The sequence below is a fragment of the Exiguobacterium sp. ZOR0005 genome, from assembly GCF_000798975.1.
In the GTDB taxonomy this organism is placed as follows: domain Bacteria; phylum Bacillota; class Bacilli; order Exiguobacteriales; family Exiguobacteriaceae; genus Exiguobacterium; species Exiguobacterium aurantiacum.
On the sequence record NZ_JTLB01000004.1, the window covers coordinates 142883 to 158826 of the forward strand.

The following is a 15944-nucleotide window of genomic DNA, read 5'->3' on the forward strand; positions in this document are numbered from 1 at the left end:
TGTGATGTTTGATAAGGGTTAAGTACGGAAAACATCAATGAAACTTTTAGAAAGGGGAAACAGCTCATGAGGCGCGGCGTCAGTTTCAAAATTCCAAATGCATATGGCAGCTATCTGTCAGAAATATTGCGTCCGATAGAGGTAGAGCGTTATACGTGGTTAGTCGGCGGTGAAGAATCATATGTCGTCGGAAACGATGGCATCGATCCATTGTTTCAAGAACCGACCGTCATGGAAGGTGGTCCATTCACCGATTTGATCACTCACGGTGAACAGTATTTGATTTTCGTCGATTTAAAAGCTTTTCTGAACGGTCCCATCACAGAAATCGAGACGTATGAGGCTTTTCTCAGTAGTCCTTGCGACCTTGCCGTGTTAATCGTGGATAGCATGTTCGTCGATATTTACTGCAAGAACCCACGAATGATTGATCATCTTTATGAACATATGCTCGCGTGTGGATTTGCTGACGTCACGTACCTCACCGATGCCAACGACTCGAGAACGAGATTAACGATTTGGTGAGTCACATGTCAAACATTCAAGGAGAATCCATCATGCCAACCATCTATCTCGTCCGCCACTGCTCGGCCACCGGACAGGAGCCCGACGCAGCGCTCACGGAAGCAGGTGAACGACAAGCTCTCGAACTCCGTGATTTCTTTCAAGACGTCCCAGTCACACGCATCATCTCGAGCGACTACAGACGGGCGGTCGCCTCGATTACCCCGGTCGCCACGGCGAGCGAGTTGCCGATCGAGACAGAGCCGAATCTGCGCGAACGGACCCTATCCTTAGAACCGCGTGACGATTGGTTCGAATTGCTCCGTCACTCGTTCGAAGACAACTCGTTCGCTTTACCCGGTGCGGAATCCGGACAAGACGCGACCACGCGGATTTTAAATGTCGTGGGGCGAGCGGACGGTACAACGATTCTCGTGACACACGGTAATCTGCTCGCGCTTTTGTTACAACATGTGGATAACCGATTTGATTTCGAGACGTGGCGAAATTTGAGCAATCCTGACGTTTATCGGCTCGAGATTGTGGATAACTTTTGGTCGGTGGAACGCGTCTGGCCCGTCCCTACTTGTGGATAACGTTATCCACAGAAAAAGCCGCCTCAACTGAGACGGCTTCCGTATGTTACTTTTCCACAAAGAACATCGAGATGGCGCCGAGTCCGACATGTGTCCCGACCGAGACACCCATTTGCATGAGGTAAATGTCTCCATCGAAATCTGTCTCTGCCTCGATCTTCGCTTTCAAGTTCTCCGCGATTTTCTTGTCCGACGTATAACCGATGATGATAAAGTTCGTAATGTCTTTATCACAGCGTTTCACGAACTGATCGGTGTAGTGCTTGAGCACTTTGCGCGTGCCCCGCTCTTTGGCGACGACGGCACCTTTGCCGTTCTTCATACTCATGATCGGCTTGACCATGAGCAACTTGCCGATGATGGCGCCCGCGTTCGAGATGCGTCCGCTCTTGATCAAATGATCCAAGTCGTCGACCGACAAGAAGTGTTTCACTTTCATCTTATACGCCTCGTTGAACTCAACGAGCTCTTCGAACGTGGCACCCGCTTCACGCATTTGCGCACTCTTCATCAAGAGCCAACCGCTCCCGTGGCTCATCGAGCGCGAGTCGACGATGTGAATCTTAACGGGCGAGTCCGGGTGCGCTTCTTCGAAGTACTCTTTCCCGAGCACCGCCGATTGATATGATCCGCTCGTTCCGCTCGACATACAGATGCAAAGAATCTCATCATGTCCCGCCTCGACCGCGTCTTCCATTAGCTTCATAAACGTGGCCGGACTCGGCATCGCCGTCGTCGGGAATTCCGGTAGCGCTTCCAACATTCCGTACAAATCATCGGGCTGGATGTCGACGCGGTCCTCGTACGACTTGTTGTCAATCGTGACGATGAGGGGAGCGACCCCAATCTCGTATTTGGCTAAAATCTCATCTGACAAATCGCAAGTTGAATCTGCTAGTAATTTTATCATAGTACCTCCAAATATCTTTCCTCTGTGACGGGAATCATCCTAGTTCATTTCGTCGATCCGGACGTCACGATAGGATTCCTTTATTGTATCAGAAATGGGGGGAGACGTGTTTTTTTACTAGGTTTTAACGTGTTATTCGTTCTTATGGCCATTGCGATGACGAAGCGTCTATACGTTTCCATACAGAGACCTCCATAGATAAAATGTCGCATACGCCTCCCAACCGGCGAACGATTCACCGATAGCCCGTACTTCTTCTAGCGTTAGCTTGTCATTTCGCTCGAGGTGATATTTTAACGCTTGATGTAAACCTGCGTCGGCAACGGGAAAGGCTGTCTTGTCTTGGAAACATTTCATCCGTACATAGTCGGCCGTCCATTCCCCGACGCCGCGAAGTTCGAGCAGACGTCTCTGGATTTGTTCCGGTGAACAGGAGCGCAACTGTTGTTTGGATAACGTGCCAGCCGTCATTTCCCGGGCGATGCCGATGATATACTCTGCTTTACGCATACTGAACTGCATGTCTCGCAAGTCGCCAGGGGACAGCACGGCGACGCTCTCGGGTCGTGGGAATGTCCAATGCGTCACACCGTCCACTTCCCTGAATTGTCCGTAACGTTCGACGAAACGGCGTTTCAACGTATAGGCGAATGACAACGTAATTTGTTGACCGATGATCCCCCAGGCGAGCGCCTCGAACAAGTCGGGAAAGCCGATCAACCTGAGCCCTCCATACTCGCGAACGAGTGGCCGTAACAAGTCATGCGTTTCCGCCAATCGTTCGAAGCTGGCGACGTCTTGGTCGAGGTCGAACCACTCGCGGACATACCGTTCCACGTCCGCTTTATCTTCGTTTGTGATTTCCTCTTCTTCGAACGTGACGACAAGACCGGGGGCCGCCGCTTTGATTTCGCCTAACCGCAAGCGACCGTTCATATCAAATAGTTTCCACACCGCGTCGTCGGTCGCCACGTGCATCACTTCCGTTTCCGATCGGCGCAAAAACGTGAGGCACTGGTGAAAGTCAAACGGTGGATCGACTGGAATCATAAGTTGGGTCGGTTTCATTGCATCCCCCTCATCTCTTCTACTGTAACAAATTCATCTTTCCCCTTTCTTGCACTTTCTATTACATTCCGCGACTCGTCGCGGTCTTGACGACACAATAAAAAAGTGACGCCAGTCGTGCGCGCCACTCTTCGGTCGTTATTTACTTCACGGCCACTTCCACGTTGTCGATCGTCACGTCATGCGCACCGAGCGGTGAACCGTCCGTGCGTCCGAGCAGGAACTTGAGCGCTGTCATGTCTTTTTGTGGCATGACGAGCTCGAACTCAAACGTCTTCGTATCCGGTCCGAGGGCGACAACCTCGCTCAAATAGCGTGTATACGCTGCGTTCTCGACCGTGACTTCCATATTCCGTGCTTTTGTCGACGAGGCATCGAAACGGACGACGTACGTCTGGCCTGGGTGCAACTCAAGTCCGCCTTGCTCCATCAATACGCTCCATGGCTCTTGACCTTCGCTCGTGATGGCGAGACGTGCCGCTTCGTTCACCGCTTCGACTGCTGCTTGGGCGTCATAGTGGACGTATGAGCCCCAATGCGTCAATCCTTCCGCAAACGTGCCGTTCTTGAGCGGCGCCGGGTCGAACTCAACTGGCGTCACGTCGAACAACTTGACGTCGTCAATCGCAATCTCACCTTTCGCCGAACCGAGGACGAAGCGCAACTGGCTCAACAAGTCCGTCTCCGCGTTCATCGTGAACGGGATTTCAAACGTTTCAAACTCACGTGTCAACGCGACGTCTTGAAGCGGTACATACGCTGCGCCGTCAAGACCTGCGAGTCCGACTTGAAGTGTGTTAATGCGTTCTGCTTTCGCTTTGAAGCGGAGCACGTACTCGTGTCCTTCTTGCAATTGGATCCCGTTTTGAACGAGCGTTGCCGGCTCACCTTTTTTCGGGTTCGCTTTGAACAAGAAGTGGCGGAGTTCCGCATCGACCGTTCCAGTTCCTTTCGTCGCACCGGCATCGAACTGCCAGAACGTCATGCGGTCCATCGCCCCTTGGTCGAACGTGCCGTTGTAGACATGGTTACCGTCACCGAGCGCTGGTTTCGTCGCGTTCGGGTCGAGTGCTTCACGCGGAGTCTGTTCGACACGGACGTTTCCGATTTGGACACCGGCCGTGCTGAGGCCGACGTTGAACTCGAGGCGTGCCGCGAGGTCCGTATCTTCCGTCATATCGAACGTCATCGAATACGTCTTCACGTCGGTCGTCAAATCGAATGAGCCCTCATCCGAATATTTCGCGTAACCACGGTCTGGTCCGCCGCCGACTTTCACTGCGATCGCGCGGGCCGAATCGGCGCTCGCGTCAAACGTCACTTTATAGTGACCGCCTTTACCGAGTGCGACGTTTTGAATCAACTGGTGTGAATATGGCTGGCTGCCCGCTTGACTGATCGAGATGTCCGCAAAGCGCGAGCCTGCTTTCTCGATGACGTCAACCGTTCCGACCCCGCCAAAGTCTGGCAACGCCACATAGTTCCAGTACGTCGGGTCGAGTGCTTGTGCACCGTTCGTCACCGTCGTGATTGGTTTTTCGTAAGCTTGGTCGTAGACGAGGTTGCCGTCTTCAGTCGGTTGTTTCGCTCCGTCTGGAAGCACGATCTCTTCATCCGTATAGACAGGTTCCACCGCCTTGCGGTAATCACGGTTCTGTAAATCGTACACGCGGACGTAATCGACTTCCATGTCAGCCGGGAACGGAGTCGTCGCATCGACGTCACCGTCAAACCAACCGCCGACGGCCAAGTTCATGATCAAGTAGAAGTTTTGGTCGAACGGAGCCGGATAGCTGAACTTCGTCGCTTGGTTCAAGCCTTTGGCGTACCAATCGTTTTGTGTCTGATACAGTTTCCCATCGACGTACCAACGCAACTCGCCCGGCTCCCACTCGACGGCATATGTATGCCATTTGTCGATGCCGTTTCCTTCTTCAAAGTGATAGTCTTTGCCCGTATACTTGTTGTTTGGCCACGTCTCACCGTAATGGATCGTACCAGCGACTTTGTCTGGTTGACTGCCCCACGATTCCATAATGTCGATCTCGCCTGAAGCGGCCCATCCACCGTAACGGTCATCTTCCGGAAGCATCCAAAACGCCGGCCATAGTCCTTTGCCGATCGGAAGCTTGGCCCGCATCTCGTAACGGCCGTACGTTTGATTAAATTTCCCTTTCGTCGTCAACTTCGCTGACGTATAGTCATACGTCCCAAGTTCATCCGTCGTCTGCTCTTTCAGAGCCCGAATGACGAGCTTCCCGTCTTTTACGAAAGCGTTTTCGTTTTTGTCCGTGTAAAACTGCTTCTCATTGTTTCCCCATCCTGGTGCCACTGGATTTCCATCCTTGTCGACCAACCAGTTCCCCGTGTCGAAGTTCCATTTCGTTTGATCGATTTCCGATTTGTTGAACTCATCTGACCACACGAGCTTCCATTTCGTGTTGTCTTTCTTCTCCGGTTTCGCGGCATCTGCGCCGTGTGCGCCTGACAAGACAAGACCGGTACCGAGTGCGAGTGCTACCCATTTCTTCATCAAAATTCCTCCTTTGACATAAATGAAGGCAGACACACTCAAACGGTACCTGCCTTTGCTCTAAACCTACGCGCTAATATTGAAACCGCTTTCCGAAAGCGCTTTCGTTATTCCTATTATATTTTTTTCTGCCGTTTGAATTCAACTATTTTCTTGAAGTGACATGTAAATGACATATAAAAAAGCATCACCCATTTTAGGTGATGCTTGGTTGCCAATCTGTGAACGTGACCGTGAATCCCGGCGCATCGGTGTCTGGGCTGCACGCATACGGACCGATGCGTAGCGTCGACACGTCATGCAAGTGCGCAATACGCAGCTGCTCGCGCCTCCCGTCCCCATATTCGAAAAAGACTTCCACGTCGCCGTCCGTATAGACGAGCTCGAACGTCAGCGGTCCTTCGATCTCTTCGTTCGAAAAATCGCGTGTCGACCAGTCCGAGTAGCCGTATGACGTGACGACGGCGCCGAGGTGCGACGGTCCGTCCGGGATGTATTCGACAGACGTCTTCAGCCAATGATCGTCGTTGACGTATAACAAGGTGCCAGCCTGATCGTACGTCGCGTTCGGTTTCATCTCGAGCGTCGCCCGGCATGTGAACCGCTTCGACGTGACGTCCGTCAATAGGGCGTGGGCTGTCATCCGGTTGAACCCGTAGTGCGTGTTACGCCAAAAGTCAGTATCGGGCAACGTGTGAAACATCAGGCGTTCGTCCATTTCCACGTCACTCGGTTGATTCATCCATTCATAGTGTTTCCACATGGTTAATTCCTCCCCATTGTCCTCGCATCGCAAACAGCAGTGGAATCATCGGTTCATGATACGGGATGAACGTCCCATCTTGAATGCGCGCAAGAATGGTCGCCTCGTCCGCCCATTGTACCGCCTGCACTTCTGATTCCTGCAGCGTCAACTCGTCAAGGTCGACGTCCGCCTCGACGAGATAGATGTCGTCGAACCCTTCGTCAAAGTTGACCGTCAAATGCGGTCGCGTGTGTGTTAAATCTAGTTTCAGACCGATTTCTTCTTCGAGCTCGCGCATCGCCGCCTGTTGACTCGTATCCCCGACCGTGGCGCTGCCGCCGACGGTGATGTCCCACATATTCGACCAGCCATCCTTAAACGGTTGGCGCTGTTGAATCAACATCTGTCCGTTTTTGTTGAAGATACAGACGTGGATGACGAGGTGATAGTCACCGTTCTCGAGACGGTTACCCCGTTGCCATGTCCGCCCTGTTTTCTCACGATCGACCGTGTACACGTCCCATAATTCCATCTTGTGTTCCCCTTTACGTCGCAGCGCTCGAAGATGCCGCTTGGTCGGCTTTGACGCAGTCGATGGCGACGACGATCGAGATGAGCAAATGTTCCATCGCGTCATCGACCACTCGAATCTCGTACGTATCGCCCCACGTCAGCCATTTCTTTTGGACGCTGCCGATGACATGGCCGTCCTGTTTCACTTCGAAGTCCATGTCCCACCAGTTGCCGTCGACTTCAATCCCGGCCGCGTCAATCGTGTAGCGCGGTTTGAAGAATGTGAACTCTTTTGAGATTGTCAACGTCTCTTCACCCTCGACGTCGACGTAAAACGTCGGCAAGAAACTGAACGTCTTCTTCGTGATCGTCGTGATCTCACGTCCGCTCGTATCCGAGATCGTGAACGACTTCGGCAGCTTCATGAAGCTTCCTTCGACGAAATAAATGTCGTGCTCATCCGCATCCTTGATCGTAAAACGTCCGCGCAAACTAAACACTTTCTGTTTCATGTAGAGCGTATTCATGTTCATCCCTCCGATTCGTTGATTATTCTTTTCTTTATACGACTGTTTACCCGAATATGGTTCAATCTTTCATGCTGCAAAACAACTGTTTATACGAAACGTGAAGGGCGTATAATGAGAGAAGGGGGTGGGAACATGGTTTCTGACGTGATTAACCAAGAAGTCATCGAAACGATTCGACAGAAGACAGACGCGGATTTCATTTTGTTGTTCGGTTCGTTCGCAAAAGGAACAGCTCGAGATGACAGTGACGTAGACCTCGCATATTTCAGTCAGAAACGCCTCTCACCTTATGAACGATTCACGTTGGGGAACGAAGTGGCCCTCTTATGCGGTCGAGACGTCGATCTGGTCAACATCCGTGAAGTGGACACCGTCTTCGCCATGCAGATTTTCTCAGAAGGCATCCCTCTGCTCGTGCAGGACGAAAATGAATGGGTCCGGCAACGGATCAAAGCATATCGAATGTATGCCGAGTTGAACGAACAGCGCCAAATGATAGTAAACAATATTCAATCTAGGGGAAGTGTGTTTGATGAATGACGTGATTCTAAACAAAGTGACGACAATTGATCACGACCTAGCCAAGACGCTCATCAACATGGTCGGCTTCCGCAATGTCGCGGTCCATGACTATCAAGCGCTCCAACTAAATATTTTAGAGGCGATTCTTGAGAAACACATTGATGATTTCAAAGCGTTCACAAAAGCTATTCTCCAGTTGGATGTGTGACAATCATGGGGTGCAAATTTCAATTGAACTAACGATTGATTCCTTAACTTATGACACCCAAATCGTTGGCAACATCGCCTTCGTCATCAATTCGTAAAATCCATTGAAAGCATATAAAAAAGCGCCGCCTCTTTCGAGACGGCGCTTCGTTCGTTATCCGTTTTTCATGCTGAACGAGTCGGCGAGCGTGAACGTGATGTCTTTCACGTCGAGACCACCGAGCGCGAAATAGAGCTGCAAGTAGTTATGTTGGTTCAAGAAGAACACTTGCTTCGTCTGCGTCACCCATTCCCCGTCCGTCCCGTTGAACGTGAACGTCGGGCCAGGGATGTTGTTCGCGAACAACGTCACCGGCATCTGGGCGAGTTCGCCTGCGTCCGATTTGGCCGTGATCGTCACGTCATACGTACCCGTCTCATCGACCGATACGGCGAAGACGTGCATGCTCCCTGTCGATGTGTCGGCATCATTCAAACTGACAGGTTCTCCGCTCGCGAGGTCGCGATACGTCACATCGAAGTCGATGGTCTGACCGGCTTCCTCATCAAGACCGATCACCTCGACCGATCCGTCGTGGATGCCGAGCTCACGCTCCATCGCTGGAGACGTCAACACGAACCGGCAAATGTTCGCCGCGCTCCGGAGCAGCTCCCCGCGTGTGAGCGAGCCGTCGGCGAGCGCCGCCGCTGTGTTATCGTCGAACGAGTTCGTTTCCGGACGGTCGACGACCATATACAAGTCGTTTTGTGAGCGCACCATCGCCGCCGTGTTTTGACGGTTGGCCGGCTCGTCCTCGCGGGCGTTCACTTTCGCCCACCAGTCGGTCATGACGATGCCTTCAAAGCCCCACTCGTCGCGAAGGACGCGCGTGTTCTGGTCATAGAGACCGGCCGTCCAAACGCCGTTGACGGCGCCGTACGTCGTCATGATCGACGTCGCCTTGCCTTCCTTCACCGCCATCTCGAACCCTTTCAAATAAATCTCACGAAGCGCCCGCTCGGAGACGACCGAGTCGATGTCGTGGCGATGGGCTTCTTGGTTGTTGGCACTGAAATGCTTGAGCGTCCCGGTCACGCCGACACGGTGCATCCCGTTCAACTGGGCGATCGCCATCTTGCCCGTCACGTGCGGGTCTTCCGAGAAGTACTCGAAGTTCCGGCCGTTGAGCGGGTTGCGGTGAATGTTCATCCCTGGTCCGAGGAGCGTATCGACCCGGTTCTTCCGCATCTCAAGTCCTGTCATCTCGAACAAGTCTTCCACTAATCGCGTGTTGAACGTCGAGGCGAGCAGCGTCCCGTTCGGAAGCGCGAACGCTTTCGTCCCGATGTCCATGCGGATGCCGGACGGGCCGTCCGCACAACAGGCGGCCGGGATGCCGAACGTTTCGAGACGGTCCGACACCCCGCCGAACGCGGCGGCCGTCCCCGGCGTCACGCGTGGTGAGTTCATGCCTTGACCGCGGACGATGCAGGCGAGGTCCTCATCCGTCAGTTGGTCGAGGAATGTCTCGAGGTCTGCTTTCCCGTGATAGACGTCTGCGAGCTTCACGCCTGTATCGCCTGTCTCTTCACGCACGACCGGACGTTCTGCTAGATAACGTGCCTCGACGTCGACGCTGCGGAGCGGTGTCGCCTCGTAGCCGACCGTCAAGCCGGTTTCCGTCGCACGCGGTTTGATGCGCTCGAACGATGTGACCGGAGCCATATTCTCGCTGAGCGTCTCGACGACCTCGAGCGCCTCGACCGCATAGTCGTAGAACGCCTCAGCCGAACGGACGTCGGTGCCGGCGTAGAGGCGATACATGCCGGCCTCTAACACGAAGCTTGATTCGTGACCGGTCGCACCATTGTCGTCATAGCTCGCGAACTCTGTGACGGGAACGCTCAGCGTGAGCGTCTCCCGCTCACCCGGCGCCAAGAGATTTGTTTTGTCGAAGGCGACGAGCGCACGGGCCGGGTTGCCGAGCACGCCTTGCGGCTTCTCGACGTACAGCTGCACGACTTCTTTCCCGGCGACGTCTCCCGTGTTCACGACGTCAATCGTCACCGTGATGACCCCGTTCGTCTCATCTGAAGACACGACGTCCGTGGCGAACGTCGTATACGACAACCCGAATCCGAACGGATAGAGCACATCGTCTTTCGCGAACGTCTCAAAGTAGCGATAGCCGACGTAGATGTCTTCTTGATAAATGCCTTTGTCGGCATGTCCGAAGTTTTTCGTCGACGGATAGTCGTCGATCGATTTCGCAATCGTGTCGGTCAATTTACCGGACGGGCTGACCGTTCCCGTCAGTACATCGACAAGTCCGGTGCCACCTTCAAGACCACCTTGCCATGCGTAGAGGATCGCGCTCGGTTCGTTCGCCCAACGCATATCGATGATGTTTCCGACGTTCAAGACGACAGCCGTCTTTGAGAACGTCCGCGATACTTTATTGATCAACTCGAGTTCGATGTCGGTCAACAAATAACTGCCCGGGTCGGCCGTGTTGTCGCGGTCTTCCCCAGCCGTGCGTCCGATGAAAACGAGCGCGACGTCTGATACGGCAGCCGCTCGCTCAACGAGTTCATCCGTCACCGCCATCTCCGGTTGTGACCACGGTTCGCCGGCCCAGCCGACGCCTTGGTCGAACGGGTTCTCCTCGACCCACGCCTCGTACGTTTCGAGGAGCGACTCGTTGACGTCGATCCCTTCCGTCGCTTGAAGCGCCTCGAGTGGACTCGTCACGTGAGAGACGTTGACCATCCCGCCAGAACCGGTGCCGCTCTTGTAGTAGTTGAATTGACTGCGGCCAAAGACGGAAACGGTCGTCCCGGCTTTTAGTGGGAGCGTCGCCTGCTCGTTCTTTAATAGGACGGCCCCTTCTGAAACGGCTGTCCGTGCCAGTTGTTTATATGTATCCCAGTTCAATGTGTATGTCTTCATCTTGTCATCTCCTTTAATCCATTTGCGATTTCAGCCATGCAATCTTCTGCTTGGGGATAGTCACCGAGTTTGTCCATGAACGCGTGATCCATCCCTCGGTATTGAATCAATCTCGCCTTCACCCCGTCAAGCGCCAACTTCCGCGCGTACGCCTCACCTTCGAGCCGTAAATAGTCATACTCGGCCGTGATGATCAAAGCGGGCGGTAAGCCAGTCACATCATCCGCGAACAACGGCGACACGAGCGGATTGGTCAGCTCGGCCTTGCCTTGCAGGTATACCTCATTCAGCAGTTCATCCGAATCGGCGAGCGCCGTGACGACGCCTCGAATGAGCTCATGGTGATGCTGAATCTCGTACTGTCCGATATCCCATTTATAATCGGCTGTCGGGATCGAGCCCAAGTTGACGACCGGATAAACGAGCGCTTGGAAGGTGATCCAGTTCGTGCCTTGCGCTCGGTCCATGAGGCAACACGCCGTCGCCAAGTTCCCGCCGGCACTGTCACCGGCGACCGCGATGTCGTCCCGTGATACCCCGAGCTCATCGGCATGCTCGTGTACCCATTCAACCGCTCGGAAGCAGTCGTTCAGTCCAGCCGGAAACGGATGCTCCGGCGCGAGCCGGTAATCGACCGAAACGACGAGAGCGTTCGCTTTCTCGGCGAGCCGTTTACACGGGTGCTCGACCGTCTCGAGCGTGCCGCCGAAGAAGCCGCCACCGTGGAAAAAGAGGATCACCGGTAACGTCTCGATCGTGTCCGGGCGATACAACCGAGCCGGGATGTCGCCGTCAGCGCTCGGAATCATCACATGATCTGACGTGATGACGGTCGTCGTCACGTCCCGGTTCGGCCAACCCATGCTGGCACGAGCCGATACCAAGTCGAATGACGTCCCTGGCTCGGCTGCAGCATAACCTTGGATGACGGCTAACACTCGCGGATCGAGGTTTCCGGTCACCTCAGAATCTGGGATAGGTTTGATGATTGTCTCAACGCCGTCCTTATGATTTCGATTTTGCGACTGGCTCAAGTAATCTACGAGTTGTGCATAGGTTTGTTCCATCCGTTCATCCTCCTGACATGTTTAAAGGGTTCGCTCTCGATTGGTAGAATAAGTATGTATCATCTACGAAAACGAGGTCATGTTATGTACAGTACAGTCGAAAGAGATACACACTTCCAGCACGTGCTTCACCATCTACAAACCGACACAGGTGTTCAAGGTGTCGTTCAGCTCGGCTCCGGTGCCGCGGGCTATCAGGACCAATACTCTGATATCGATTTAATGGTAGCTGTCCGCACTGGCGTTGATCCCCAATCCATCAAGCAGCATCTAACCGCCTACTTTCTCCAGTTATCCCCGGTTTTCATCAAAGAGAAGCAGTTCGGAGCGGATATCTTTTTATTGATTGTCCTGCTCGAGAATCAATTGGAATTTAACATCTCCATCGCCCCGCTGGAAATCCTACCGGTCCGTTCCCCGCTTTGGAATGTGGTCGTCGACCGGGACGGACAACTCCTCCAACGCATGGAAAGCGAACATGAACGGTTCATCTCGAGTTCGATCCGGTATGAGACAGGTGACGTTCCTTTCGAGTTCATCTATGCCTCGCTGGCGCTTGAGAAAGAATTGAAGCGAAACAATCCCATTTATGCCTTGAAAATGCTCGAGACGTTGCGCGAGTTAACGTTGACAGCTCAGGCGCTGAAAGAAGGACGAAAGGTCCATCAATTCAAGGCGTATCATACGTTGAACCATTCGTTCATCGAGGACTATTTACAGACGTATCCGGCCTCTGTCGACCTGGTGTCAATCCGGCGCGCCAAACAATCACTTCACGCATTGTTTGCAACTTGTTTGGAAGACCATCCGCAGTTGAAACTTGAACCGTATATGGAGCGTTTGCTTCAAGAACGATAAAACTTCCGAAAATTGACAAGTATCCAGCTTTTCCATACCATTCTACTAATGCTCTAGTAGAAAGGATTGATGTCCATATGTCACAACCAGTACAATATGATGTCGCTGTGATCGGGGCTGGGACGATGGGGATGGCGGCCGCCTCGTTTTTGACAGCACGAGGTGCGAAGACGCTCGTCATCGATGCCTTCGACCCGCCCCACGATAAGGGGAGTCATCATGGTGATACGCGAATGATTCGCCACGCTTACGGAGAAGGGCGACAATACGTCGCGCTCGTCAAACGGGCTCAGACATTGTGGGAAGAACTCGATTGCGAGACGGCTTATCCCGTTTTCCAAAAGACAGGTGTCCTCGGCCTAGGTCCAGCCGATTCTGTGTTCTTGAACGAGATGATCGCCTCTGCCGACGAACATGACTTGTCGCTTCAACGTCTTTCGTCTGCGGACATCATGAACCGTTGGCCCGGCCTTTCGGTTCCAGACGATTATATCGGCTGTTTCGAGACGGAATCGGGCCTGCTCTATAGCGAGAATGCGATTCGGGCGTATCGCGAGCGTGCTGTTCGAAACGGTGCCACCCTCGCCATGAACACGCCGGTCGTCTCCATCACACCGACAGCCGTCGGCATCACGATCGCGACACGGAACGAGACGTTCCACGCGAAGAAAGTGATCGTGACGGTCGGGGCTTGGGCGAAACAGCTCCTTCCTGATATCTCGCTCCCGTTGCAACCGACAAGAAAAGTCGTTGGTTGGTTCGATGCCGATGAAACATTGTTCAGCGACACGGCGTTCCCTTCTTTCTTTGTCGAGGACGACGAACGCATGTTTTACGGTTTCCCAAGCCTAGATGGTTCCGGCTTGAAGGTCGGCCGTACCGATGGCGGACAGCCGATTGAACCGGGTATACATACGCAAGACTTTGGCCGCTACGACGCGGACGAAGGTGACTTGCGACAATTCTTATCCACCTATATGCCGGCGGCGAACGGTCCGTTGAAACGAGGTAAGACGTGCCTTTATACGATGTCGAGCGACCATGACTTCATCGTCGACTTTCATCCCGAGCACGACTCGATTCTGTTCGCATGCGGCTTCTCAGGTCATGGATTCAAGTTTGGTAGCGTCATGGGTGAAGTGTTGAGCGAACTCACGTTAAACGGCGAGACACCATTCGATTTATCACGCTTCCGCTTGTCCCGTTTTCAGGCATGAACGACGAACTGCCTCGTTTCGTGTATAATGAGGCGTAATCCAAATCGCTAATGAAAATTTCGAATACAGAAGTTTCTTACATGAAAACGAGGTAAACACATGAATCAACCACAATTTGCAGACTACCGCTTAAGCGAAGAAATCCAACGCGCACTCGGTATTATGAAGTACGTCGCTCCGACCGAGGTTCAACAGAAAGTCATCCCGCTCGCACTCGAGCGTCAAGACCTCGTCGTCAAAGCGCAAACCGGGAGCGGGAAGACAGCCGCCTTCGGGATCCCGGTCACGGAGCTGATCGATTGGGCCGAGAACAAGCCGCAAGTCTTGATTCTCACGCCGACGCGCGAACTCGCCGTCCAAGTCCGGGAAGACATGACGAACATTGGCCGCTTCAAGCGCATCAAAGCGGCAGCGGTCTACGGGAAAGAACCGTTCTCGAAGCAACGCGAAGAATTGAAACAAAAGACGCACATCGTCGTCGGGACACCGGGACGCGTCATGGACCATATCGAACGCGAGACGCTCGCTTTAGACAAAATCGAGTACTTGATTATCGATGAGGCGGATGAGATGTTGAACCGCGGCTTCCTCGCCGACGTCGAAGCGATTCTCGAGCAGTTGCCGACAGAGCGCGTGACGATGGTCTTCTCGGCCACGTTCCCGAACGATATCGAGCGCCTTTGCCGACAGCACATGAACGAGCCCGTCCGCATCGCCATCGAATCAGCCGGCGTCACCGCTTCTACGATTGAACACCGTTTGATCGAAGTCCGCCGCGAAGAGAAACTGTCGGTCTTAAAAGACGTCACTGTCGTCGAGAACCCGGACAGCTGTCTCATCTTCTGCCGGACGAAAGAACATGTCGACACGGTGTACAGTGAGCTCGACCAAGCCGGCTACTCGTGTGAGCGACTTCACGGTGGACTCGAGCAAGAAGACCGCTTCGCCGTTATGAACGGGTTCAAGATGGGCAACTTCCGCTATCTCGTCGCGACTGATGTCGCCGCCCGAGGCATCGATGTCGATAATGTCGCCCTCGTCATCAACTATGACGTACCGATGGAAAAAGAGAGCTACGTGCACCGGACCGGTCGTACAGGACGCGCCGGGAAGCAAGGAAAAGCGATCACGCTCGCGACGCCGCACGAAGGCAAGTTCGTCCACGCCATCGAGTCGTTCATCAAGTTCGAGATCCCGGAGATGGACGCGCCGACCGAAAAAGAGGTCGCTCGCAACCAAGCCGCCTTCGAAGAGAAGTTGAGCGGACGCCGCGTCGTTCGAAATAACAAGACGGCACGTATCAATCAAGACATCATGAAGCTTCACTTCAGCGGCGGGAAGAAGAAAAAACTCCGCGCCGTCGACTTCGTCGGGACGATCGCCAAAATCCCAGGCGTCACAGCCGACGACATCGGCATCATCACGATCACCGATCAGATGACATACGTCGACATCTTGAACGGTAAAGGTTCGCTCGTTTTAGAAGCGATGGAATCGACACCGATCAAAGGTAAAAAACTAAAAGTGAGTAAAGCCCACAAATAAACGGCTATGCCTGAGAAGATTCTTTCTTCTCGGGCTTTTTTATTGGCGTCACCTAATCGAAAGCGCTTTCGTAAACATGTAAAAAAGGAAGCGTCAAGAGAACGCTTTCAATGAAATCATACCGATATTGATGCTTAAATTCAACCATCCTCACGTGATTGTCATAAAAAAGCCCAGGCGGATTGCCTGGACTCACTTCA

The 15944-nt window shown here is 53.4% G+C and carries 15 protein-coding genes; 7 read left to right on the forward strand and 8 right to left on the reverse strand.

Annotated elements, in window-relative coordinates; genetic code table 11:
- The first annotated feature begins 66 nt into the window (after window positions 1–66).
- Window positions 67–525, forward strand: a complete 459-nt coding sequence (locus L971_RS01225; protein ID WP_024371046.1) for a DUF2691 family protein — start codon at window positions 67–69, stop codon at window positions 523–525.
- A 32-nt stretch (window positions 526–557) separates the two neighbouring features.
- Window positions 558–1100 carry a histidine phosphatase family protein gene (locus L971_RS01230; RefSeq protein WP_047373932.1) on the forward strand — a complete coding sequence of 181 codons (543 nt, stop codon included), beginning with the start codon at window positions 558–560 and terminating at the stop codon, window positions 1098–1100.
- Window positions 1101–1146: 46 nt separating this feature from the next.
- On the opposite strand, the gene L971_RS01235 is transcribed toward L971_RS01230, so the two are convergent.
- The 6 genes from L971_RS01235 to L971_RS01260 form a co-directional block, all read right to left on the reverse strand.
- Window positions 1147–2010 (reverse strand): DegV family protein, encoded by an 864-nt coding sequence (locus L971_RS01235; protein ID WP_024371048.1) that lies wholly within the window; start codon window positions 2008–2010, stop codon window positions 1147–1149.
- Between the two features lie 168 nt (window positions 2011–2178).
- The gene (locus L971_RS01240) at window positions 2179–3078 is read right to left on the reverse strand and encodes a DNA-3-methyladenine glycosylase (protein WP_047373934.1); all 900 of its coding nucleotides are present in this window, start codon (window positions 3076–3078) and stop codon (window positions 2179–2181) included.
- Between the two features lie 142 nt (window positions 3079–3220).
- Window positions 3221–5611 carry a carbohydrate binding domain-containing protein gene (locus L971_RS01245; RefSeq protein ID WP_052200214.1) on the reverse strand — a complete coding sequence of 797 codons (2391 nt, stop codon included), beginning with the start codon at window positions 5609–5611 and terminating at the stop codon, window positions 3221–3223.
- A 196-nt stretch (window positions 5612–5807) separates the two neighbouring features.
- A complete protein-coding gene (locus L971_RS01250; RefSeq protein WP_052200216.1) occupies window positions 5808–6374 on the reverse strand; it encodes a DUF1349 domain-containing protein in 567 nt (188 codons plus the stop codon).
- Window positions 6358–6888, reverse strand: a complete 531-nt coding sequence (locus tag L971_RS01255; RefSeq protein WP_047373937.1) for an NUDIX domain-containing protein — start codon at window positions 6886–6888, stop codon at window positions 6358–6360. The genes L971_RS01250 and L971_RS01255 overlap by 17 nt, the downstream gene beginning before the upstream one ends.
- A 13-nt stretch (window positions 6889–6901) precedes the next feature.
- Complete coding sequence (locus tag L971_RS01260) at window positions 6902–7396, reverse strand: LURP-one-related/scramblase family protein (RefSeq protein ID WP_024371052.1); 495 nt, start codon at window positions 7394–7396, stop codon at window positions 6902–6904.
- Between the two features lie 135 nt (window positions 7397–7531).
- Between L971_RS01260 and L971_RS01265 the strand changes: the two genes are divergently transcribed.
- Together L971_RS01265 and L971_RS01270 are read left to right on the forward strand one after the other, a co-directional pair.
- Complete coding sequence (locus L971_RS01265) at window positions 7532–7939, forward strand: nucleotidyltransferase domain-containing protein (protein WP_047373940.1); 408 nt, start codon at window positions 7532–7534, stop codon at window positions 7937–7939.
- Window positions 7932–8129, forward strand: coding sequence for a DUF86 domain-containing protein (locus tag L971_RS01270; RefSeq protein ID WP_047373941.1), 198 nt, complete (start codon window positions 7932–7934; stop codon window positions 8127–8129). Before L971_RS01265 ends, L971_RS01270 begins: the two co-directional genes overlap by 8 nt.
- A 153-nt stretch (window positions 8130–8282) precedes the next feature.
- Here L971_RS01270 and L971_RS01275 read toward each other — a convergent pair whose 3' ends face one another.
- Entirely contained in the window at window positions 8283–11057 is a 2775-nt protein-coding gene (locus L971_RS01275; RefSeq protein ID WP_047373943.1) for a glycoside hydrolase family 3 C-terminal domain-containing protein, read from the reverse strand.
- Window positions 11054–12124, reverse strand: coding sequence for an alpha/beta hydrolase (locus tag L971_RS01280; protein ID WP_047373944.1), 1071 nt, complete (start codon window positions 12122–12124; stop codon window positions 11054–11056). The genes L971_RS01275 and L971_RS01280 overlap by 4 nt, the downstream gene beginning before the upstream one ends.
- 84 nt (window positions 12125–12208) lie before the next feature.
- On the opposite strand from L971_RS01280, the gene L971_RS01285 reads away from it, so the two are divergent.
- From L971_RS01285 to L971_RS01295, 3 genes are all read left to right on the forward strand, one after another.
- Complete coding sequence (locus L971_RS01285) at window positions 12209–12982, forward strand: aminoglycoside 6-adenylyltransferase (protein WP_047373946.1); 774 nt, start codon at window positions 12209–12211, stop codon at window positions 12980–12982.
- Window positions 12983–13059: 77 nt separating this feature from the next.
- Window positions 13060–14199 (forward strand): N-methyl-L-tryptophan oxidase, encoded by a 1140-nt coding sequence (gene solA / locus L971_RS01290; RefSeq protein ID WP_047373948.1) that lies wholly within the window; start codon window positions 13060–13062, stop codon window positions 14197–14199.
- Between the two features lie 99 nt (window positions 14200–14298).
- Window positions 14299–15744, forward strand: coding sequence for a DEAD/DEAH box helicase (locus tag L971_RS01295; protein ID WP_047373950.1), 1446 nt, complete (start codon window positions 14299–14301; stop codon window positions 15742–15744).
- Window positions 15745–15944: the final 200 nt, after the last annotated feature.

What these genes read in the sequence shown, in the direction of transcription:
- L971_RS01240 (WP_047373934.1), bottom strand. Translation starts at nt 3,078, where the DNA reads ATGAAACCGACCCAACTTATGATTCCAGTCGATCCACCGTTTGACTTT.
- solA (WP_047373948.1), top strand. Translation starts at nt 13,060, where the DNA reads ATGTCACAACCAGTACAATATGATGTCGCTGTGATCGGGGCTGGGACG.
- L971_RS01230 (WP_047373932.1), top strand. Translation starts at nt 558, where the DNA reads ATGCCAACCATCTATCTCGTCCGCCACTGCTCGGCCACCGGACAGGAG.
- L971_RS01270 (WP_047373941.1), top strand. Translation starts at nt 7,932, where the DNA reads ATGAATGACGTGATTCTAAACAAAGTGACGACAATTGATCACGACCTA.
- L971_RS01295 (WP_047373950.1), top strand. Translation starts at nt 14,299, where the DNA reads ATGAATCAACCACAATTTGCAGACTACCGCTTAAGCGAAGAAATCCAA.
- L971_RS01245 (WP_052200214.1), bottom strand. Translation starts at nt 5,611, where the DNA reads ATGAAGAAATGGGTAGCACTCGCACTCGGTACCGGTCTTGTCTTGTCA.
- L971_RS01255 (WP_047373937.1), bottom strand. Translation starts at nt 6,888, where the DNA reads ATGGAATTATGGGACGTGTACACGGTCGATCGTGAGAAAACAGGGCGG.
- L971_RS01285 (WP_047373946.1), top strand. Translation starts at nt 12,209, where the DNA reads ATGTACAGTACAGTCGAAAGAGATACACACTTCCAGCACGTGCTTCAC.
- L971_RS01265 (WP_047373940.1), top strand. Translation starts at nt 7,532, where the DNA reads ATGGTTTCTGACGTGATTAACCAAGAAGTCATCGAAACGATTCGACAG.
- L971_RS01235 (WP_024371048.1), bottom strand. Translation starts at nt 2,010, where the DNA reads ATGATAAAATTACTAGCAGATTCAACTTGCGATTTGTCAGATGAGATT.
- L971_RS01225 (WP_024371046.1), top strand. Translation starts at nt 67, where the DNA reads ATGAGGCGCGGCGTCAGTTTCAAAATTCCAAATGCATATGGCAGCTAT.
- L971_RS01260 (WP_024371052.1), bottom strand. Translation starts at nt 7,396, where the DNA reads ATGAATACGCTCTACATGAAACAGAAAGTGTTTAGTTTGCGCGGACGT.
- L971_RS01275 (WP_047373943.1), bottom strand. Translation starts at nt 11,057, where the DNA reads ATGAAGACATACACATTGAACTGGGATACATATAAACAACTGGCACGG.
- L971_RS01280 (WP_047373944.1), bottom strand. Translation starts at nt 12,124, where the DNA reads ATGGAACAAACCTATGCACAACTCGTAGATTACTTGAGCCAGTCGCAA.
- L971_RS01250 (WP_052200216.1), bottom strand. Translation starts at nt 6,374, where the DNA reads ATGTGGAAACACTATGAATGGATGAATCAACCGAGTGACGTGGAAATG.